16 protein-coding genes and 1 pseudogene are annotated in these 19,993 nt (G+C 62.2%); 9 read left to right on the top strand and 8 right to left on the bottom strand.

Annotated elements, in window-relative coordinates; all coding sequences use genetic code 11:
• Positions 1 to 2: 2 nt before the first annotated feature.
• Entirely contained in the window at positions 3 to 821 is an 819-nt protein-coding gene (locus M3B90_RS09660; RefSeq protein ID WP_396122449.1) for a siderophore-interacting protein, read from the bottom strand.
• 485 nt (positions 822 to 1,306) lie between these two features.
• Positions 1,307 to 2,044, bottom strand: coding sequence for a GAP family protein (locus M3B90_RS03585; protein WP_259888667.1), 738 nt, complete (start codon positions 2,042 to 2,044; stop codon positions 1,307 to 1,309).
• Between the two features lie 309 nt (positions 2,045 to 2,353).
• Between M3B90_RS03585 and M3B90_RS03580 the strand changes: the two genes are divergently transcribed.
• Together M3B90_RS03580 and M3B90_RS03575 are read left to right on the top strand one after the other, a co-directional pair.
• Positions 2,354 to 2,965 (top strand): TetR/AcrR family transcriptional regulator, encoded by a 612-nt coding sequence (locus M3B90_RS03580; RefSeq protein ID WP_016664144.1) that lies wholly within the window; start codon positions 2,354 to 2,356, stop codon positions 2,963 to 2,965.
• Between the two features lie 87 nt (positions 2,966 to 3,052).
• Positions 3,053 to 5,644, top strand: a complete 2,592-nt coding sequence (locus M3B90_RS03575; RefSeq protein WP_396122447.1) for an excinuclease ABC subunit A — start codon at positions 3,053 to 3,055, stop codon at positions 5,642 to 5,644.
• A gap of 665 nt (positions 5,645 to 6,309) precedes the next feature.
• Here the strand turns inward: M3B90_RS03575 and M3B90_RS03570 are convergent.
• The 5 genes from M3B90_RS03570 to M3B90_RS03550 form a co-directional block, all read right to left on the bottom strand.
• Positions 6,310 to 7,020, bottom strand: a complete 711-nt coding sequence (locus tag M3B90_RS03570; protein ID WP_311199936.1) for a DUF305 domain-containing protein — start codon at positions 7,018 to 7,020, stop codon at positions 6,310 to 6,312.
• A gap of 48 nt (positions 7,021 to 7,068) precedes the next feature.
• Positions 7,069 to 9,291: a copper-translocating P-type ATPase gene (locus M3B90_RS03565; protein ID WP_396122446.1), complete on the bottom strand. Its 2,223-nt coding sequence runs from the start codon at positions 9,289 to 9,291 to the stop codon at positions 7,069 to 7,071.
• Positions 9,292 to 9,341: 50 nt separating this feature from the next.
• Positions 9,342 to 9,668, bottom strand: coding sequence for a heavy-metal-associated domain-containing protein (locus M3B90_RS03560; RefSeq protein WP_005276120.1), 327 nt, complete (start codon positions 9,666 to 9,668; stop codon positions 9,342 to 9,344).
• Positions 9,669 to 9,779: 111 nt separating this feature from the next.
• On the bottom strand, positions 9,780 to 10,907 hold the full coding sequence (locus M3B90_RS03555; protein WP_259888665.1) for a cell wall metabolism sensor histidine kinase WalK: 1,128 nt from the start codon (positions 10,905 to 10,907) through the stop codon (positions 9,780 to 9,782).
• On the bottom strand, positions 10,904 to 11,626 hold the full coding sequence (locus M3B90_RS03550) for a response regulator transcription factor (protein ID WP_259888734.1): 723 nt from the start codon (positions 11,624 to 11,626) through the stop codon (positions 10,904 to 10,906). Before M3B90_RS03550 ends, M3B90_RS03555 begins: the two co-directional genes overlap by 4 nt.
• Positions 11,627 to 12,030: 404 nt before the next feature.
• Between M3B90_RS03550 and M3B90_RS03545 the strand changes: the two genes are divergently transcribed.
• Together M3B90_RS03545 and M3B90_RS03540 are read left to right on the top strand one after the other, a co-directional pair.
• Positions 12,031 to 12,609, top strand: coding sequence for a CueP family metal-binding protein (locus M3B90_RS03545; RefSeq protein ID WP_259888664.1), 579 nt, complete (start codon positions 12,031 to 12,033; stop codon positions 12,607 to 12,609).
• Positions 12,610 to 12,680: 71 nt separating this feature from the next.
• Positions 12,681 to 13,960: pseudogene (locus M3B90_RS03540) on the top strand (multicopper oxidase domain-containing protein).
• 699 nt (positions 13,961 to 14,659) lie between these two features.
• Here the strand turns inward: M3B90_RS03540 and M3B90_RS03535 are convergent.
• Positions 14,660 to 14,896 (bottom strand): recombinase family protein, encoded by a 237-nt coding sequence (locus M3B90_RS03535; RefSeq protein WP_259888663.1) that lies wholly within the window; start codon positions 14,894 to 14,896, stop codon positions 14,660 to 14,662.
• 685 nt (positions 14,897 to 15,581) lie between these two features.
• Here M3B90_RS03535 and M3B90_RS03530 point away from each other — a divergent pair.
• From M3B90_RS03530 to M3B90_RS09630, 5 genes are all read left to right on the top strand, one after another.
• On the top strand, positions 15,582 to 15,827 hold the full coding sequence (locus M3B90_RS03530; protein WP_259888662.1) for a ribbon-helix-helix domain-containing protein: 246 nt from the start codon (positions 15,582 to 15,584) through the stop codon (positions 15,825 to 15,827).
• 347 nt (positions 15,828 to 16,174) lie between these two features.
• Positions 16,175 to 16,525, top strand: a complete 351-nt coding sequence (locus tag M3B90_RS03525; protein WP_259888661.1) for a VOC family protein — start codon at positions 16,175 to 16,177, stop codon at positions 16,523 to 16,525.
• Between the two features lie 216 nt (positions 16,526 to 16,741).
• On the top strand, positions 16,742 to 17,101 hold the full coding sequence (locus M3B90_RS03520; RefSeq protein ID WP_259888660.1) for a helix-turn-helix transcriptional regulator: 360 nt from the start codon (positions 16,742 to 16,744) through the stop codon (positions 17,099 to 17,101).
• Positions 17,098 to 18,990 carry a cation-translocating P-type ATPase gene (locus M3B90_RS03515; RefSeq protein WP_259888659.1) on the top strand — a complete coding sequence of 631 codons (1,893 nt, stop codon included), beginning with the start codon at positions 17,098 to 17,100 and terminating at the stop codon, positions 18,988 to 18,990. The genes M3B90_RS03520 and M3B90_RS03515 overlap by 4 nt, the downstream gene beginning before the upstream one ends.
• 638 nt (positions 18,991 to 19,628) lie before the next feature.
• A complete protein-coding gene (locus tag M3B90_RS09630; protein WP_311199933.1) occupies positions 19,629 to 19,982 on the top strand; it encodes a type IIL restriction-modification enzyme MmeI in 354 nt (117 codons plus the stop codon).
• Positions 19,983 to 19,993 lie beyond the last annotated feature (11 nt).

Raw genomic sequence — 19,993 nt, 5'->3', positions numbered from 1 at the left:
GGTTAGGATTCGGCGTGCCCTTGACGCCAGTAGCTCATGAAGGCCACCCGATCGCGGGGGCAGCCGCGTTCGCGTACGAGGAAGCGGCGCATACGTTGCACAGCCCCTTTTTCGCCTGCCAACCAGGCGAAATGCTCGCCGTCGGCCTCTCTGACGGGTTCCTCCCACAGGACTCCCGCGACATCGTCAAGGTCACCAACAGTGACACTTTTAGGCGCTTCGGGCGGCCATGTCAGCGTGTGAAGTTCACGTTCGAGCAGACTGCCTGGCGCTTCACCTTCGCGGCACAGCACTCTAACGTCGACCCCGGGCGGGGCAGTGAGAGGCCAAGTATCCTCGAGAGTCGGCATCTCAACCACAATGGTGCCGACGGCATCTGGGGCCAGGGAGGCAGCGATGTTCGCTATCGCCGGTGCCGCGGTTTCGTCGCCAACCACCAGGACTTTCTTGGCACTGCCCGGACGCCAAGCCAAGCCGATGGTGTCAATCCCCTCGACCTCGGCGCGGGGGACGGCAACGACAAGCCGATCGCCAACAGCCACGGTTTCGATCCAACGACCCGCAGGGCCGCTGATACCGTGACGCACCACATCGACGTCGAGCTCAGCCCTGTCTGGACGCATGGCGCGTGCCGTGTACGTCCTCAGGGACGGCTGATCAAGTGGCGGTAAAGACACGAGGCCGGCATACCAGTCCGGGGTACGTGGGATGTCCTCCAGTGCATCACCGCGGTATCGGGGCAGCACCAGCTTGATCCGACGGTCGAGGCAAAGTGGAGCAGCCTTCCTAAGCCCTTCTCCACTCAGGGTGACTCGACGCATCGAGGGACACAGGTCGCACACGGCGTCGACGCGAACGTCAACCGCGGTATATGGGGGCTCTGACTCCATGCCGAAAACCGTACCACAATTAAGCAAGACTAACCTTACTTAATTCGTTCACACCCGGCATTTCCGTGGCGATCATCGTTGCGTCAGCCGTCGGAAACCGGACTCGATATCCGCCCCCGGTGGTTTGATCCAGACGGCTCGCCTCAATCGAGCGAGCTGCATGGGAGGCGTTAAGCCAAAACCGCAGCGCAACATGTTTGGGAGTTACTGACTTACGCGCCGTTCACCTGGGGCGGTTAGTTGGCTCACCGGCAACAAAGTCCGCGAACTCAACGGCTACTTTCTACGTCTCTACCGAGTACTGCTGTAGGTAGTTATCGACGGCACGCTACTCACGCCGCACGAGCTCCCCCATGCCCCTCCCCTAAGAAGGAGGCGTCGACGAAGGCGGACCGTATTGCACTGCTACCTGCCGCTCAGCCCATCAGCCCAAGCCGCACCGCACTCCTGTACGCCATATAAAAACCAACGATTGCCGCGATCCACAGCAGTGTCACCTTGGCTTCGTACTCCAGCCGGCCAATGGCACGCTCCAGCCGCGGAAAAATAGCGGGCCCCGCGACGCCCGCGATGACGCTCATCAGAATCGCTGGCAAGATCATGACGGCGCAGTAACCCACAATCAGTGCAATCTTGCTGGACACCCCCACTGACATGGACTGGATAATCCCCATCGCACCCAAATAGGGCAACATCGTGGCCGCCTCTACAACGGCGGCTCCCAACGCCAACGCCACCATACCGCCCACAGTCAGCGAAACACCCCGAGCGAGGCGAAATGCCCGACCCTCCCGGACATCGGCGTCAGGAAGCGCAGCGGCAGAGGTAATAGTTGCGGCAGCGGTGCCTGGTTTTGCTTCAGAGGCAGGCCCCCGTTCAGGTGCACTCAATTCTTCATGCCACGTGGCAGCGGCGTCGACACTCGCCACAGACGACTGCTCGACCGGTTCAGACCCCTTGGCTGCTTGCTTTTTAGGGTTTGGGGCGGCCACCCCAAAAAGGAAAAGCCCCACACCTAAAACAAGAGTCACCCATCGGAACCAATCGGCCTCGGCGACTCCAGAAAAACGCTGCACTACCGCTTCAAAACCGAACAGCAAAGCAATGCCGAGACCGCAGTAGGCTCCACCAATCGTCGTGAGATATGCACCCAACAGGCCGAAACGGACTCGACGCCACACAAAAATGAGAGCAATAGGAATGCAAGAGTTCCTACGCTCAAGCTATCGACGAGCGCGAGACCAGCGAGGGCTAGAAAGTCTGACATGACGTTCTCCAATGGTCAGGTACGGAAATCGCGGCCATGGGAATGCTCTCCTCAGCTTGCGGAACGATGAAGGAGACTCCACATCCATACATTTGTACGAACTTTTCGATTGATACGATCGTATGGAACGTTTCAGTGAGATGCAACCAGGCAACGAACGGCTGGCAGCACTTGGGTCACGCAAGATTGGAGACTCATGCCCGTTGACCCCAACATCCCCTTCACCGGCACAGCGGCACTGATCGCCGACGCTGCTATTCGAGTGATGGTCAACCAGGGCCTCGATGCCTTGAGTGTTCGCAATGTCGCGGCAGAGGCGGGGGTCGCACCCGGGACTGTCCAGTATCAGATGGGAACGCGGGACGACATCATCGCGAAAGCATTCATGCGGTCTATTCAGCGGCAGGAGTCGCGGGCGCTCCGAGAGACCGACGCGACAGACTTTCACGCGGTCATCCGCAGCCGCCTAGCCGAGCTCCTGCCGATTGGTCCTGTCCAGCGTGAAGACGCTGCAGTGTGGGTTATCGTGGGCGCCGCCGCTTCCACACGCGAATGGCTAGCCGACTTATACGACGCCGAAGTGGAACGCTTCCGAGCACGTGTAAGCAACGGGCTTGCGGCAGCTGAACGGCATGAGAGCTTGAGCAGCCGACTATCGCCTGAACAAGGAGCTCGCTTGGTCACGGCACTCGTCAACGGGCTCACGATCGACTACCTCAACGGCCCGAAAAACTCGACTCAGCAGTTGCTGGCAGACCTCGATGCGGGACTCGCGCTGATCGTGGAGCCTTCCCGGTCTCAGGTCTAGAACGACAGGAAGGCCACGCGCCGCCCGCGACTGCCATTGGCAAGGCGCCGCCGACCAGGGCGCAGCTTGCTAGGTAGAGTAGCGACCATGACCCACTCCACGTCCGAGCCCCCGGCACCACGCACTACGGCACCTGCGGGTCACGATCCCATGATCCGAGTGCGCGATGCGCACCTTCACAACCTGAAACACATCGACGTCGACCTGCCCCGGGATACGCTCGTGGCGATCACCGGCGTATCGGGTTCGGGCAAGTCGAGCCTGGCCTTCGGCACCATCCATGGGGAGGCGCAGCGTCGCTACTTGGAGTCCGTCGCGCCCTTCGCACGACGTCTCATCGGTGGCGCGGTCAACCCGCGCGTCGGGTCGGTTACGGGCCTGCCTCCGACGGTGGCCCTACAGCAGTCCACCTCCCTGGGTGGGGCACGCTCCTCGGTGGGCACGATTTCGAATATCTCGAATAGTGTTCGGCTGCTCTTTTCCCGCTCCGGCAGCTACCCGGACGGCATGCGCGAGCGGCTGGAATACGGCAGGCTCCACTCCGACGCTTTCTCCCCTAACACCACCACCGGCATGTGTCCCGAGTGCCAGGGCACCCGGACCATACACCGGCCGACGGAAGAGTCGATGGTGCCGGATCCCAGCCTGTCTATCCGGGACGGCGCGATCGCGGCATGGCCGGGAGCGTGGTTGGGCAAGAACTTCCGGGACATCCTTGGTGCCCTCGGCTATCCGCTCGACGTTCCGTGGCGGGACATTCCGCAAGAGGATCGCAACTGGATCCTGTTCACTGACGAACAGCCGGTGGTCACCGTCCACCCGGTTCGGGACGAAAACGCCGTACATCTGTCATATCAAGGCAGATGGCGCTCGGTCGCCACCTACCTCACTGACTCTCTGGCGGAGACGGGATCGGATAAGACCCGCCGCCGAGTGCTCTCTTTCATGAATTCATCGATATGCCCGGTGTGCGAGGGCCGCGGTTTCCAGCCGGACACCTTGAAGGTCACCTACGCCGGCTACGCCATCGACGAATTCAACGACTTGGCATTGAAGGACCTGCTGAGTGTGCTGGAAGACCGCCTCGATCACTTGGCGGGGATCGCGAAACAGCAGTGGAACGAGCACGACGAGGCCGAAGAGCTACTGCTAGATCAGGTGCTGCCCACGGTGCGCGCAGCGATCGAGCTGGGGCTGGGGCACCTGAGCCTCTCCCGTCCAGCACGCAGCTTGTCCGCGGGTGAGCACCAGCGCCTGCGGCTGGCCTCCCAGTTGAACTCGAACTTGTTCGGCACGACTTATGTGCTGGATGAGCCTTCGGCAGGCCTGCACGTCGTGGAGCGGAAGGCGGTCTCCGAGCTGCTGCAACGCTTCATCGACGCGGGCAATTCGGTGCTTCTCGTGGAGCACGATATGTCGCTGGTGGCGAAATGCGATTGGATCGTCGATATCGGCCCTCGCGCCGGTGAACGCGGTGGGGAGCTGGTGTTCTCCGGCCCCACTGACCAGTTCCGCGCCAACGCCGAGCAGCTGGACTCGCCCACCGCTACTGCCCTCAACGAGGACTTCCCCGAGCTGACGGACGCCCCGGCCGGAAGTGGTGAATCCATCGCCCTTCGCGGCGTGCACGCGCGTGCCTTCGACGGGGCCGATGTGGACTTCCCGCTAGGGGCACTCACCGCAGTCACGGGGGTATCCGGTTCCGGCAAATCCACCCTGGTCACCGGGGTGCTGGCCGACGTGGCATCCCGCGCGGCTAAGCAGGTGGTCGGCGCCGACGAGGTCTCGGACGAGGATCCGGATGCTGACATCACGGCAGGCTCCGACCCGACCCGGGATTTCCGGGTGGAGAGCGCAACGGGGATCGATAGCATCCGTCGTTTGGTTCACATCACCCAGAAGCCGATCGGGCGTACGGTGCGCTCCACCGTCGCGACCTACACGGGTCTTTTCGATCATGTTCGCAGGCTGTTTGCTGACACACCTGAGGCAAACAGGCGGGGCATGTCGGTGTCGGACTTTTCCTATAACACGAAAAAGGGCCGCTGCCCGGAGTGCGATGGCGCGGGCAGCATCGAGGTTGAGCTGGTGTTCCTGCCCGGCACGTACACCACCTGCCCAGCCTGCCACGGAAAGCGCTACAAGCCGGAGATCCTTGAGGTGCAGTGGGGCGGCCGCAGCATCGCCGATATCTTGGCACTCACCGTGGACGAGGCGCTCGAGGTCTTCGTCGAGGAGCCGAGGATTCTGCGCACCGTCGAATTTCTGCACGCACTCGGCCTGGGCTACCTGCGGCTGGGACAGGGATCCCCGGAACTCTCGGGCGGGGAGGCGCAGCGCATCAAGCTCGCCACCGAAATGCAACGCGGCACCAGCCGCAAGCACAGCCTGTACCTCTTGGACGAGCCGACGACAGGGCTCCATCCGGCGGACGTTGATCTTTTGCTCGCCCAGCTGCGTCGCCTGGTCGACGACGGCGCCACGGTGGTCGTCATTGAGCACGACCTCCGGGTGGTCGCGCAGGCTGACCACGTCATCGACGTCGGCCCGGGAGCAGGCGACGAGGGCGGCAAGATCCTCGCCACCGGGACGCCGGCAGCAGTCGCTCAGCAGGGTATGCATCCGGATTCACGCTCGGTGACGGCCCAGGTTTTGGCCGAACGAGCCGGCTTGAACTGAGCCTGAGAATCTCAACCTCAAGGGCGTAGCCGCCCAATCATGACGGTGCGAGCACTCGAGTTCTGCTTCCGTAGACCACCGGCGAGTCGCGGGTATCGTCGCAATCGAAATCCAGTAGTCGAGCTATGCGGCCTGTCGTCTGAGGCGGTATCAGTCCCAACGCATGAGCGCGTCGTTATCAGGACGGTCTCCATCTTTCTTAGAGGCCGAGATCGACTAATCCACGTATAGACCCGACCAACCAGACACGCAGCTGGGCAATGACGCCACATCTCTCGCGCTCTCTCTCGAGGACAAGACCAACCGTTGCAGCATCGAGCGAGATATGGAGATCCATAGCACGTCTTCAATAGTGCTATACGTCGAACCGGAACTCGACACCAACGCCGTCTCCACGACTCGGGGGACACCCCCAACAATCAATGCTGCCCTGCCGGCAGACCAGGGCGGCCGTGTGAGTATCGGACAATAATGCGTAGTCCTCCAAGGGTCTGGACACAGGAGCTTTCCCTTCCTCAGTTTTGCGACCAGAGGGAGAAAAAACATCCACCCCGGTGCACCCGCTGCGGTGACAACGACCCATCGCCCACAGCAGGTGGCAATCGTCACGGTTATCCCTCTTTTTCAGATGCCTGTCCTCGGGATCAGAAAAAGACGGGGACCTGTCATAGGGCGGTGAGCATCTGCTGCATCTGGGCGATCTCGGCCTCCTGGTCGTTGATAATTTGTTCGGCCAGGGTGATCGCATGGGGATTCTGGCCGTCAGCAACCTCGTAACGGGCCATGTCGACCGCACCTTCGTGGTGGACGGTCATCTGCTCCAGGTATAGACGGGCAGCCTCGGTGCCCTGGGCCTCCTCAAGGGCTGTCATGTCCTCCTGGCTCATCATCCCGCTCATGCCACCCATCTCGCCGTGATCCATGCCACCCATCTCGCCGTGATCCATTCCACCCATCTCGTCCATGGTCCCCATGCCCCCAGAGTCGGTGACCGGCTGCTGGCCCCAGGCTTCGAGCATGGCGTTCATCCGGTCAATCTCCGGTCCCTGGGCGTCAATAACCCCCTGGGCAAACTCCACGGCCTGGGCGGGGATACCCTCCTTGGCCAGGAGCATCTCACTCATCTCCACGGCCTGCTGGTGATGAAGGATCATCATCTGGGCAAACATGATGTCCGCGTCGTTGTGATCGGCGGAGATCTCCCCGTCCGCCTCAGTCGTCGCCGTGGTGGTCTCGGTCGTCTCAGCGGTAGTCGTCGCAGTGCTGGTGGCCGAGATGGTGGCGTCGGTGTTGCCTGACTCGGTGGCCTCACCGCAGGCGGCCAGCGCCAGGGTGGAGGCCACGGCGAGAGCGGAAAGAACAAGGGGGCGCTTCATGGTGGAGCCGTTCAGGGTCATATGGGGGCAGTGGAGAGAAGTGGTGGATCAGTGGACGGCACCGGATGCCGGAGTAGGCGTGGTGTGTTCCTCCTTCGACTCGGTCGGAGCCAGGTGAGCCGGATCCAGATCAATGCGGCGCAACAGCTGGGCGTTCAGGGCCACCACGATGGTCGAGGCAGACATCAAGATCGCGCCCACGGCCGGGGACAGCACGAATCCGATCGGGGCGAGCACTCCAGCGGCCAGCGGCACGGCGAGGATGTTGTAGCCAGAGGCCCAGATAAGGTTCTGGATCATCTTGCGGTAGCTGGCCTGGGACAGCTCAATCATCGACAGCACTGCCCGCGGGTCATCACTGGCGAGGACCACCCCGGCAGATTCCAAGGCCACATCCGTGCCGGCACCGATGGCGATACCGACCTCCGCGCGGGTCAGGGCGGGGGCGTCATTGACACCGTCACCGACCATGGCCACGCTCAAACCCCGGTCCTGCAGCTGCGTGACCTTGGCGTCTTTGTCCTGGGGCAGGACCTCGGCGAAGACCTCATCAATGCCTAAGTCCTGACCGACAGCGTGGGCCACCTGCTGGGCGTCGCCGGTGATCATCGCGACCTTCACCCCGCGGTCCTGCAGGGCTTTCACGGCGGCGCGGGATTCGGGGCGGATCTTGTCCTCGACGGCCACCGCACCGATGATCTGACCGTCGCGGACAATATGGAGCACACCGGCCCCACGCCCGGCCCAGGCGCTGGTGGTGTCGGTGAGCTCGGCCGGGGTGGTGAGGTTGAACTCGCGCAGCATGTTCGGCCCGCCCACGAGGATCTCAGCGCCATCGACAGTGGCCCGGACCCCCCGGCCGGAGGCGGCGCTGAAACCAGTTGCACGGATTTGCCGACGGGAGGCCTCGGGATGGGCGGCCGCGGCCGCCGCGATGGCGCGGGCCACGGGGTGCTCGCTGTCGGCCTCCGCGGCGGCGGCCAGGGCCAGCAGCTCGCCCTCAGTGACGCCGACAGCTGCCGCGACACCGGTGACCGCGTGCGCACCCTCGGTCAGGGTGCCGGTTTTGTCGAAGAGCACCACGTCGATGGTGCGCATCCGCTCGAGCGCCATCCGATCCTTGATGAGCACCCCGGATTTCGCGGCCCGCTCGCTGGAGATCGCAATGACCAGCGGAATCGCCAGGCCCAGGGCGTGCGGACAGGCGATGACCAGCACCGTGACCGTGCGCACCACGGCATCGTCCGGGCTGCCGATGATCGTCCACACCACCGCGGTGATCAGAGCGGAGATCAGCGCGAACCAGAACAACAACGCCGCCGCCCGATCCGCCAGGGCCTGGGCCCGGGAGGAGGACTCCTGGGCGTCGGCAACCATGCGTTGGATCCCGGCCAGGGCGGTGTCCCCGCCGGTAGCCTCCACCCGGATGCGGACGGTGTTGTCGGTGGCCACGGTACCGGCGACCACCTTGTCGCCTGTGTCGCGGAAGACGGGACGGGATTCGCCCGTGATCATCGCCTCATCGAATTCGGCGGCTCCGTCGAGGATGGTTCCGTCGGCCGGCACCCGGGCACCGGCCCTCACCAACACGACGTCGTCGACGACCAGCTCGGAGATGGCCACGGTGCGGGTGGTCCCGTCGATGACTTTCTCGGCCTCATCCGGCAGCAGGGCAGCCAGCGCGTCAAGTGCGGAGGACGCGGCCCCGAGAGCGCGCATCTCCAGCCAGTGGCCCAGCAGCATGATGGTCACCAGCAGGGCCAGCTCCCACCAGAAGTCCAGGTCAAAACCGCCCAGCCCGAGAGTGGTGCCCCAGGAGGCGACAAACGCCACGGTGATAGCCATGGCGATCAGGAGCATCATCCCGGGTTGGCGGGATTTCAGTTCTTTCCATCCGCCCTTAAGGAAAGGCGTTCCGCCGTAGATGAAGATGATCGTGCCCAGCACCGGGGGGATCCAGGTGGATCCGGGGAATGCCGGGAGGTGGTAGCCGAGCAGGTGGGCGACCATTGGGCTGAAAATAACGACGGGAATGGACAGAATCAGCGACCACCAGAAGCGGTCCCGAAACATTGCGGTGCTGTGTCCGGCATGTTCGCCGTGACCATGAACGTGGTGGTCTTCGTTCAGGGCGGAGTGCGGGTGATCGTGGGGCATCGTCTGGCCATGGATGTCGGCATCTGCGTGGTGTTCGTGGCTGGCATGATCCGGGTGGTAGGCGTGGTCTGTTTCCGGAGCGGGGTGCTTGTCGGAATGGTGGGGAGTGCTCATGACGTTCCTTCCGCTCAACCCGGTCGGGTCGAGATGATGGGTAAAACTGCTCAGGACAAGACTGTGTAGCCGGCCTCCTCGATGGCCCGGCGAACCATCTCCGGAGGTACGACACCGGTGACCGTGACGGTGGAAACACCACCAGCAGCGAGATCAATTTGGACGTCGTCGACCTGGGGGAGGGCCTGAAGGGCCTGGGTCACGCTTTTCGCGCAGTGTCCGCAGGTCAGGCCGGTGACCTGGTAGCTCGGGGAGGACCCTCCTGCTGACGAGTCGCTGGCGGCAGGGATGGAGGCGGTGTCGGCACGTGAGGCAGGTCCGCAACAGCTGCAGCCGTGGGAGGCCATCGGCAAGAGGCGGGGCGGGGAGGTGATCATGGGAAAGCTCCTACGGGTCGGTGGGATGCGGTAACGCTCGCTAGCGTATACCCCCCTGGGGTATATTTTCAATGGATGGAGGGCACGGCCCTCACGCGGGGCAGGGTGTGATCACCGAGCAGCCTCCTCACTGTCGGGAGGGGACAGCGGGAGGCGGAGGGCAAACACCGCTCCGCGACCGGGTCCGGGGGAGGTGGCGGTGAGAGTGCCGCCGTGGGCCTCGATCAATGCCTTGGAGATGGTCAGACCGATACCGGACCCGCCGTTGTCCCGGCTGCGGGCGGCATCCCCCCGGTAGAAGCGTTCGAAGATGTGTCCGAGCTGGCCAGGTGGGATACCCTCGCCGTCATCGGCGACGTGGATGAGCGCGGTGGAGGCCCCCTGTCGGTGGACGCTAATCCGGACCTGCCCGCCGGCCGGGGTATGCCGTAGCGCGTTCGACAGGAGATTGCTCATCACCTGGCCGAAGCGTTGCCGGTCCACGAGCACCCAGGCGGTGTCCGTAATGGTCTCGACCTGTAAATCGACGCCTTTGTCAGCATAAGCTTTCCCCGCGGCAGCAGCGGCGGTATGGAGCAGATCCCCGAGCTCTTCCTCCGCCAGGTCCAAATCGATCCGGTGTTCCTGGGCCCGGGAGACATCGTCGATGTCTTCCATCAACCGGGTCAGGCGGGTGAGTTGGTCAGCCATGATCGTGTGGGTGGCATTATTCCAGTCCACGACCCCGTCCTGGAGACCATCGAGGTAGACCGTGAGCACCGATAAGGGGGTGCCCATTTCGTGGGCCAGATCAGAGAGCATCTGGCGGCGGACCTGTTCGGTGTGTTCCAGCCGGTCGGCCATGGTGTTGAAGGCATGCGCCAGGGTGGCGACCTCGGGGCCTGCTTCTCCGGCGGGCACGCGGATACGGGAGTTACCGGCCGCCAGGCTGGTAGCGGCGCGGGTGAGATCCTGCAGGGGGGTGCGCAGACGACGCGATAACCACAGGCTGGCCAGCAGGGCGCTGATCAAGGCGGTGGGCAGGGCGACGGCCAGGGTGATCAGGTTGGCGTCCCGGTAGGCCTGCTCGGCATGGAACAGCTCTAGCGAGGGGTCCTCCGGGCCGGTCATCAACATATGATCATGGAACAGGGTCGGGCCCACCATCGTGGCCACGACCGCGGCCACCAGCAGGCTAATCACCACGACCAACACCTGGGCGGCCAGGAAGCGGAAGGTCAGGCCGGGCCCGTGATTCATGGCTGCCCCACCCGGTAGCCCACGCCACGCACGGTGTCGATAAACCCCCGGCCCCGGGTGTCGGTGCCGAGCTTGCGACGCAAGTTGCCGATGTGGACATCGACGATGCGTTCATCACCGACCCACGTGGTGTCCCAGACCTCGGTGACCAGGTCGTGGCGGGTCAGCACCTGGCCGGGGCGCAGGGCCAGGGCAACCAGCAGCTCGAACTCCGTGCGGGTGAGCTCCACGGTCGTCTCCCCCACCCGCACCCGATGGGCGACGGGGTCAAGGATGAGGTCACCAACGATCAAGGGGGTGGTCACCTGCGGTGGGGTGATGCTGGTGCGCGGGCGGCGCAGCACCGCATGCACCCGGGTCACCAGTTCCCGGATGCTAAAAGGTTTAGTGATGTAGTCGTCCGCCCCCAGGGTTAAACCGCTGATCTTGTCGTCCTCGCTGCCACGCGCGGTGAGCATGAGGATGTAGCAGTCCGAGAAGGTGCGGATCCGTCGGCACACTTCCAGGCCGTCGAGTTCGGGCAGCCCCAGATCCAGCACCACAACATCGGGGGAAAAGCGACGGGCCTCGTCCACGGCCTGGGTGCCGGTGTACGCCTGGCGGGTATCGAAACCGGCCCGGATGAGGTAGGAGGCCACCATCTGAGCCAGGGGTTGTTCATCATCGACGACCAGCACCCGCCTCGGGGGCGTGGCGGTGGTCGGTGTGCGGTCAGCCATAGACCCCAGCATCGCTCTGGCCAGGAGGGAATACCACCCTCGCTCAGCGTCCGGCGGGGAAATCTTCATCAAATCTTCAAACATCACCCCTCGACCGCCGTCACCCCTGTGCCCCACCCCGGGCCGGCGGCATCGCCTCCCCTGGTCGGTTCAGCAGGCGCCACCAGGGATTTCACTGCCTGCACCGCATACCCGGGGCGGGTAGAAGGACATCGCCCACGGCCGTGGGGTGGTGTCCCTGTGGTGACCCAGCCCACCGAATTCACCCCCTTTTCGCCCTGTTATAAGGCTGTGAGCAGGGTTTTTGATTTCTAGTTCGTCAGGCACCCGTGCAAGATAAAGGTATGGCATCGACCTTGAGGCGGTGTCTTCTCACGGTCTTACCACGATCCAAGGAGATTGACGTGAAAAAACGAGCAGCAATCGCAACCGTCGCCCTTGCCCTCGCCCTCACGGGGTGTTCGGTCGCCGACCCGGAACCCACCGCCGACGGGACGGTCTCCCAGGATGCATTCCTGACTACCCATGGCCTGGCCGACATGGACGCGGTGGAGATCATTGATCACCTCGACCGGCAGAAAGTCACTGAGCGTCCCACGGATCTGATCGCCTCAGTGCGTGCCGATGAACTGCTGCTCTCGAGCGATGACCAGGAAGTCGTGGTCGATCTTCCCGACAATCAGACGTATGTCTCGATCGCACCCTATCTCACCTCCACTCACGACTGCTTCTACCACAGCCTCACGACCTGCCAGGGGGAACTCGCCAATGAGGATATCCAGGTCACGATCACCGATGAGGCGACCGGTGAGGTGCTGGTGGACGAGGCGACAACCACCTTCGACAACGGGTTTATTGGCTTCTGGCTTCCCGATGATGTCACCGGCCTGATTGAGGTCAGCTACCAGGGGCGTACCGGCACCACGGAGTTTTCCACCACTGACGATGGTGCCACCTGTGTCACAGACCTGCGCCTGACGTGATGGCTCAGTAGGGTCCTCACCTGCGCCTGTCTCCGGTGTCACTGAAATCATGCGCCAAGGACGGTTAAATCCTGACGAACGCGTTTTCCCGACGACAGTTTCTGCTCGGCGGGCTCGTTCTCGCCGGCACCGGGGCCGTGGCCGCCTGCACCAGCGACCCTGGACCCGCTGCCTCGGCACCAGGTCCCTCCCTTCGCCCCACTCCCACCCCCACTGCGCTCGGTGAGCCGACGGTGTGCCCGGCATGACCCAGGACCCCATTGAACCTGGCGAGTCTTTCTCCTATGTTTTTGAAGTCCCCCACGGTGGCACTTACTTCTACCATTCCCACACCGGCCTGCAACTTGATCGCGGCCTCCACGCCCCACTGATCATCCGTGACCCGCAAGACGCTGAGGACCAGGACGTCGAGTGGACCATCGTGCTCGACGACTGGGTCGATGGCATTCAGGGCACTCCCGACGATGAGCTCGACAAGCTCACCGGAATGGGTTCGGGCGACCATAACGGGAGGATGGGAATGGGAGGTCACGGCCAGATGATGCACGGCACCCCGGACCGGGTACTGGGCGGGGATGCCGGCGATGTGATGTATCCGCACTACCTCATCAACGGACGTATCCCCCGTGCTCATCGGACCTTCGAAGCTCGACCGGGCGACAAGGCCCGCCTGCGGTTTATCAACTCCGGCGGTGACACCATCTTCAAGGTGGCCCTCGGTGATCACCGCATGACCGTCACCCACACCGACGGCTTCCCTGTCCAGCCCTGGGAGACCGAATCGATCTACCTGTCGATGGGCGAGCGTGTCGACGTCGAGGTCATCCTCGGCGACGGCATCTTCCCGCTCACGGCTTTGGCGGTGGGTAAGGACGACCGCGCCTTCGCCGTCATCCGCACCGCTGGCGGTCAGGCCCCCCGCCCCGATGTCGACTTCCCCGAGTTGTCATCCACCGGACTGCTTCTGTCCTCCCTAAAGCCAGCAGACCGTGCACTCCTGCCCGAGGGCACACCAGACCGAGAAGTCAGTATTGACCTGGGCGGGCAGATGATGCCGTATGAATGGAGCATTCTCACCGACGGCCAATCCTCCTCCGCGACCGTACAGGAGAGCCAGCGCCTGCGGATGGTCATGCGCAACAGGACCATGATGCCCCATCCCATGCATATCCACGGCCACACGTGGGCGCTGCCCGGCAGCGGCGGGCTACGCAAGGACACCGTCCTTCTCCGCCACGGTGAAACCATGATCGCCGACCTGATTGCTGACAACCCCGGGGAGTGGGCATTTCACTGCCATAACGCCTATCACATGGAAACCGGGATGCTCAGCTCGCTTCGCTACGAGTAACCCCCACAGCAGGGTTGAGCGCCGAGGTGGGCAGAGTCACTGCAGACCACCCACTGGGCAGCACGATGACCTTCCTCGGTGTTGTGGTCTTCCGGGACAACCAGAACACCGTCTTCTTCCCCACCGCCCCGGAATATGGAGATCTAATCCATGCCGAGCACACACCCGCAGAGCCGCCATCGCGGTTGCCGCGGTGCTCATCGCCGTGACCCTGGTGGCCTGTTTCTCAGGCGACGGCGAAACGCCGTCGCCGTGGGGGCACCTTCCAGTTCCACTCACCAGGAGGCCAAACCGAGATTATCTACGCAGAGAAGGAACGTGCCCCGCTGCCGGACTTCTCCGACCGGTCGCTGATGGAGGAGGGTCTACCTGTCACCGGTGATGGACCTGTTCGACCGTTCAATCGTTGCCCACACCGTGGCTACATCGCCGACGACAGCGTTGACCGCCGAATCCTTAGCTCAGGCGATTAAAACGTGTGCGCCTGAACCTGGGTGAATGATGCACACCGATCAACCTAGCCCCTTTTCGCTCGACTTCACCGCGTGCCACGGCCGCCTTGATACGCGCGAATATCCGGCCTCCGTCAGTACTGAGGTCCGCATCACCATTCGCGGTAACAAGCTTCAACCCGTGCTCTTCCGCTCTGTCGATCTACTCTTCGAGCTGCGAGGGCTGTCGTGTTAGACGATCCAAGTCCTAGCAAATAATCGCGTCTAGCTCGCCTCGCTTAAGACTAGCGACCATCGCGTCGTAGTCGGGACGTTCCACGTCTTTCTTAGAGGCCGAGATCGACTGATCCACATAGGTGTGTACGACCGTCCAGCCACGCTGCTTTGCAATGGCTCTACAGTCTTCTCGCTGACGCTCGATGGCAAGACCGTTCATTGCAGCATCGAGCGAGATGCGAAGGTAAATGGCAGCACGTGTTGTCACACAACTAGCACTAGCTCGCCTTAGGTTACGTTGAACTTGAACTCGACGACATCCCCGCCATCAACTTGTTCGAGGGTTGCAATCCCGGAACGTACCACCGGACTCTCCTGGAGATTCAATCCGAACGAGACGAGCAACTGAGGAACTTCCCCGAAACTACATTCCACTAAATCGTTACACGCTCCTTGATGAGCGAGCCGCAGATTATCGACTCCATCAAGCCACTCAGGTGTAAGACCGAAGTCAATCAGACCCATTTTGAACGGAATGCGGTGCGCGAGCTGTATCGGTTTCTCACTATCAGAGCCACAAATGCTACATACCTCCCCGTCTCGTGCGATGACCTCATTCCGTAACTTTTGAGGGTAGCGAACCGCTGCCCTCCGACGATATGTCTCCCATTCTTCAACCGATAACCAGGCTCTTCCGTCGAACCCTTCGGGGTTGACCAGCCTAGAGCGTTGTGCCACTGCGTCCTCCAATGCAACCTTGGTATTACTACTCTCGACCGATTATCCCTTATTAGAGTCGCCCCCGAATTCGGTCACAGTCTGCATGAAACGGTGTTTGATAAGCCGTGAGTCCTTACCGCCCTAGCTACACGCTGAACTTAAACTCCGCTGAGCGCCGAAAGAAAGCAGCCTCCCCCTAGCCGAGAAACCTTTTCCGTATTACGATTACTTGCATGAAAACTATCGACGGGAAGCCAGTCAGCGAAGAGCAAATCGATGCGTGGGTAACCGAAGCTGAGCAAGGCTACGACGTAGAGACACTTCGTCGACGGGGAAGGAAACCTCGAAACGAAGATGCTGCGAAGGTGATCTCCATTCGGCTTTCCCCTGGCGAGTTATCAGACCTCGACGAATATGCCGCTACAAACGGATGGTCACGGTCTCAGGCAATCCGCGAAGCGCTAAAGAATGCCATTTAGAAATGGACGTACGCCGGAGCGCCACGAAACATGGCATCAAGCCAGACGACTCAGTTACTGCCGCGACTTCAGGCTGTGTTTTTAAGACCCCGCTCGACGAGGAACATCCTCAAAGGGAGCTGCGCCTCGGGTTCGACGGCTCAATGAGACTACTCGAAATCGTCGTACTCATCTGGGATGATGACACCGAAACGATCATTCACTCTATGAAGGCGCGCAAACAGTACCGCGCCTTGCTCGACTAATCACAAATAGCTCCAAAGAAACCCGGCGTTCTTACTGGATGCAACGATCATGCGCTCGCCAGGGTATTGCGAGTGTCAGATCCCATCCTCACAATGGAAACCATGAGCGACGCCAAATTCACGATCCGCCAGATCACTTTCGACTGCCACGATCCCTCAAAGCTCGCCGAGTTTTGGTCCGCCGCAACCGGTTGCAAAATCGCCGCGGATTACGGCGATTTCGTGATGGTTGATTCCACGCCAGCGCTAGGGTTTCAGCGCGTTGACGATCCCACGCCTGGCAAGAACCGCATGCATATCGACGTTGGCGGGCCGGAGCGCGAATCCTTAGTAGAGCGCCTCAAAGGCTTGGGCGCCACCGAACTCGGCACCCACGAAGCACCGGGATTGGTGTGGACCATCATGCAGGACCCAGAGGGCAACGAGTTCTGTGTGGGCAGCCCCGAGGCCTAGCTACACATTGAACCGGAACTCGACGGTATGTAGTTGCAAAGTTACTTTCTCGAGAACCTCGCCGCCCACGTCGCTCCCGCGTTGGGTGGCAGCCGAACCACAAAGGATCAGTCATCTGCTATCCCATCGAGTAATTCCTGCAGGTCGCAGGACCTTCGCGTAACTGTCAGTTCAGTGCATTTTGAATAGTTCAGCACCTGTTGTATTGTTTAGCACATGCTGACTATTGCTTCGCGCCTCGACGTCATGAACCGGCTCGGCCGGGCCATGGCTGATCCGACGCGCTCCCGAATCCTGATGACCCTACTCGACGGTCCGGGCTACCCGGCCGAGATTTCGCAAAGCTTGGATCTGACCCGCTCGAACGTCTCGAACCACCTGTCCTGCCTACGCGATTGCGGCATCGTCGTCGCTGAGCCGGAGGGCCGTAAGACCCGCTACGAAATTGCCGACCCGCATCTCGCGGCAGCGCTCAACGGGCTGGTCAACGCGACGCTGGCCGTCGACGAAAACGCCCCATGCATCGACACTGAGTGCTCGGTGCCCGGCTGCGGCGAGAAAGGAACGGACGCATGAGTTCAGCATGTGGATGCGAACACGAACCCGCCACGGAGATCGAAGAGCTCGATCGGCCATGGTGGAAGGACCCCGAGCTACTGCTACCGATCTTCTCCGGCGTAGCCCTCATTACAGGACTGGCGCTGGACTGGTCCGACTTGGAGACGCCCGCAACGGTTCTGTATTGGCTTGGCCTGGCGTTGGGCGCGTACACGTTCGCACCTGGAGCGATCCGGAACCTTGTCACGAAGCGCAAGCTCGGCATTGGATTGCTGATGACGATCAGCGCGGTCGGCGCGGTGATCCTTGGTTTCGTCGGAGAGGCCGCGGCGCTGGCGTTCCTGTACTCGATCGCCGAGGCGCTTGAAGACAAGGCGATGGACCGGGCCCAAGGCGGACTGCGGGCACTGTTGAAGCTGGTACCGCAGACCGCGACCGTGCTGCGCGACGGTACGACGGCCGAGGTCGCTGCGAAGGATCTTGAGGTTGGCGAGCTTATGGTCGTACGCCCCGGGGAGCGGATCGCCACGGACGGCATCATTCGGTCTGGACGCTCCAGCCTTGACACCTCAGCGATCACCGGAGAATCCATTCCGGAGGAGGTTGCGCCCGGCGACGAGGTACCCGCGGGAGCGATCAACTCCGCCGGTGTGCTGGAGGTCGAGACGACCGCAGCTGGAACGGACAACTCGCTGACCACACTCGTCGACCTCGTCGAGCAGGCGCAGGCGGAGAAGGGTGACCGCGCCCGGATCGCCGACCGAATTGCCCAACCCCTAGTGCCCGGGGTGATGATCCTGGCGGTGCTGGTCGGTGTGATCGGCTCGGTGCTCGGTGACCCCGAGACGTGGATCACCCGTGCACTGGTGGTCCTGGTCGCGGCGTCGCCATGCGCGCTGGCAATCTCCGTGCCGCTGACGGTCGTGGCCGCGATCGGCGCAGCCAGCCAGTTCGGAGTGGTCATCAAGTCTGGCGCGGCGTTCGAGAGACTCGGCGGCATCCGTCACCTGGCAGTGGACAAAACCGGAACCCTTACCCGCAACCAGCCTGAGGTTACCGGAGTGATCCCGGCAGACGGATTCGATCGGACGCAGGTGCTTTCCTTCGCGGCGGCAGTTGAGCAGCAATCGACGCACCCCCTTGCCGCGGCGATCGCGGCAGCGGTGCCCGAAGCGCCCACCGCCTCGGACATCAGCGAGGAAGCTGGGCATGGCATCGGCGGCACCGTCGAAGGTCGACGGGTACTTGTGGGCAGCCCCCGATGGATCGACGCCGGGCCACTGAAAGCGGACGTTGAGCGCATGGAGTCCGAGGGCCAGACCTGCGTCCTGGTCACCGTCGATGACGCTCTCGCCGGGGCGATCGGGGTCCGCGACGAGTTGCGGCCCGAGGTGCCCGAAGCCGTGCAGGCCCTGCACGCCAACGGCGTGGAAGTAAGCATGCTCACCGGCGACAACACTCGCACCGCCCGGGCGCTGGCTGAAATCGCCGGAATCGACGACGTGCGCGCTGAGCTGCGCCCGGAGGACAAGGCAAGCATCGTCGCCGAGTTCTCCTCTAAGACGCCGACAGCGATGATCGGCGACGGCATCAACGACGCGCCGGCACTGGCGGGCGCTACGGTGGGCATAGCGATGGGAGCGACTGGCTCTGACGCCGCGATCGAGTCCGCTGACGTCGCCTTCACCGGCCACGACCTCCGGCTAATCCCGAAGGCGCTGCAGCACGCCCGCCGAGGCAGCAGGATCATCAACCAAAACATCGTGCTGTCTCTGGCCATCATCATCGTGTTGATGCCGCTGGCGATCAGCGGCGTGCTGGGCCTGGCCGCCGTCGTGTTGGTTCACGAGGTCGCCGAAGTCATCGTGATTTTGAACGGCCTGCGGGCTGCACGAGCGACACGCTGAGACTGTGACCGGCAAGTCTTATAAGGGTTAAACCACGCGCCGAGCGCACACACGCGTTGGACCAGGCGAGTCATTCGAGTTCACCACCTGGTCCTTCTCGATGCGTGCAGGCACGGGAACTGTGGGTGAACCTAATAGTTCAACGGCCCGATATCGCTTGCAGATTCTTCACACGAGGTAGCGGAACGGACCGAGGCCGAACGAAAACCGGAGTTAGAGACAGCGCTCTTCAACCTACCCCCCAGTAACGCGAAACGTCATTAACGCCTCGCGTTACACGTTAAACCGGAACTCCACGGAGTGTCGTCGATAAATAACTATTCGATGCGCAAAGTACAACGAAATACCGCTAGAAACAGACAACATATGGGGGTGCACAGAAACACATATAGGTTCTGCGGAAAACCTATAGGGTGCGTCGCTAAAAACCGCTGTGCGCGAAAAACATAAAGGGTTTACGGACCCGGTCCCAGACCCCTCAATACTCTGAGCCGGAAGAATGGAAAGTGGAAGGTTGATGTATCCCCACTATTTATTTTTTCCGTTTTTCGGAGTACATCGGGAGCTACAACTGCGGACCAGCTCTGTGTGAACTAGATGAGAAGGCGCAGCAGCGAATCATCGACGCTGGACAGTTGGTGCTGCGGGCACGCGAGCGGCACCCCCAGCGGTCACTCGCGGAGCACTACAACCCGTTATCGATGGACCCAATTCTGCTCAAGGCCCACAACAACTTGGACCGGGAAGTCGATAAGGCTTTCGATGTGGCACGCAAACTCACCAACGAGCGCCAGCGCCAGGAGCTAATGTTCGCCAGCTACGGGGAGTTGGCGAGGGGCTATGTCTCCTCGCTTTCATCAAAATCGAAACCACCAGCAGGGTCGTTCCCCGTGCGGGTGATTTTGATCGGTCCCGCTGCTGGGTGTAGAACCCTGTCGCTGGCAACGCCGGGAACTATGACTGTGCCCGACGAGAACACGTCACTGCCATAACGCGGCTCACG

Origin of the sequence: Dermabacter sp. p3-SID358, from assembly GCF_025147465.1 — a bacterium.
Taxonomy (GTDB): Bacteria; Actinomycetota; Actinomycetes; order Actinomycetales; family Dermabacteraceae; genus Dermabacter.
This window is presented reverse-complemented; position numbering and strand designations above follow the sequence as displayed.

Coding starts and splice junctions, on each gene's coding strand:
- M3B90_RS09660 (WP_396122449.1), bottom strand. CDS start 821: ATGCGTCGAGTCACCCTGAGTGGAGAAGGGCTTAGGAAGGCTGCTCCA.
- M3B90_RS03580 (WP_016664144.1), top strand. CDS start 2,354: ATGCCCGTTGACCCCAACATCCCCTTCACCGGCACAGCGGCACTGATC.
- M3B90_RS03575 (WP_396122447.1), top strand. CDS start 3,053: ATGACCCACTCCACGTCCGAGCCCCCGGCACCACGCACTACGGCACCT.
- M3B90_RS03570 (WP_311199936.1), bottom strand. CDS start 7,020: ATGAAGCGCCCCCTTGTTCTTTCCGCTCTCGCCGTGGCCTCCACCCTG.
- M3B90_RS03565 (WP_396122446.1), bottom strand. CDS start 9,291: ATGAGCACTCCCCACCATTCCGACAAGCACCCCGCTCCGGAAACAGAC.
- M3B90_RS03560 (WP_005276120.1), bottom strand. CDS start 9,668: ATGATCACCTCCCCGCCCCGCCTCTTGCCGATGGCCTCCCACGGCTGC.
- M3B90_RS03555 (WP_259888665.1), bottom strand. CDS start 10,907: ATGAATCACGGGCCCGGCCTGACCTTCCGCTTCCTGGCCGCCCAGGTG.
- M3B90_RS03550 (WP_259888734.1), bottom strand. CDS start 11,626: ATGGCTGACCGCACACCGACCACCGCCACGCCCCCGAGGCGGGTGCTG.
- M3B90_RS03530 (WP_259888662.1), top strand. CDS start 15,582: ATGAAAACTATCGACGGGAAGCCAGTCAGCGAAGAGCAAATCGATGCG.
- M3B90_RS03525 (WP_259888661.1), top strand. CDS start 16,175: ATGAGCGACGCCAAATTCACGATCCGCCAGATCACTTTCGACTGCCAC.
- M3B90_RS03520 (WP_259888660.1), top strand. CDS start 16,742: ATGCTGACTATTGCTTCGCGCCTCGACGTCATGAACCGGCTCGGCCGG.
- M3B90_RS03515 (WP_259888659.1), top strand. CDS start 17,098: ATGAGTTCAGCATGTGGATGCGAACACGAACCCGCCACGGAGATCGAA.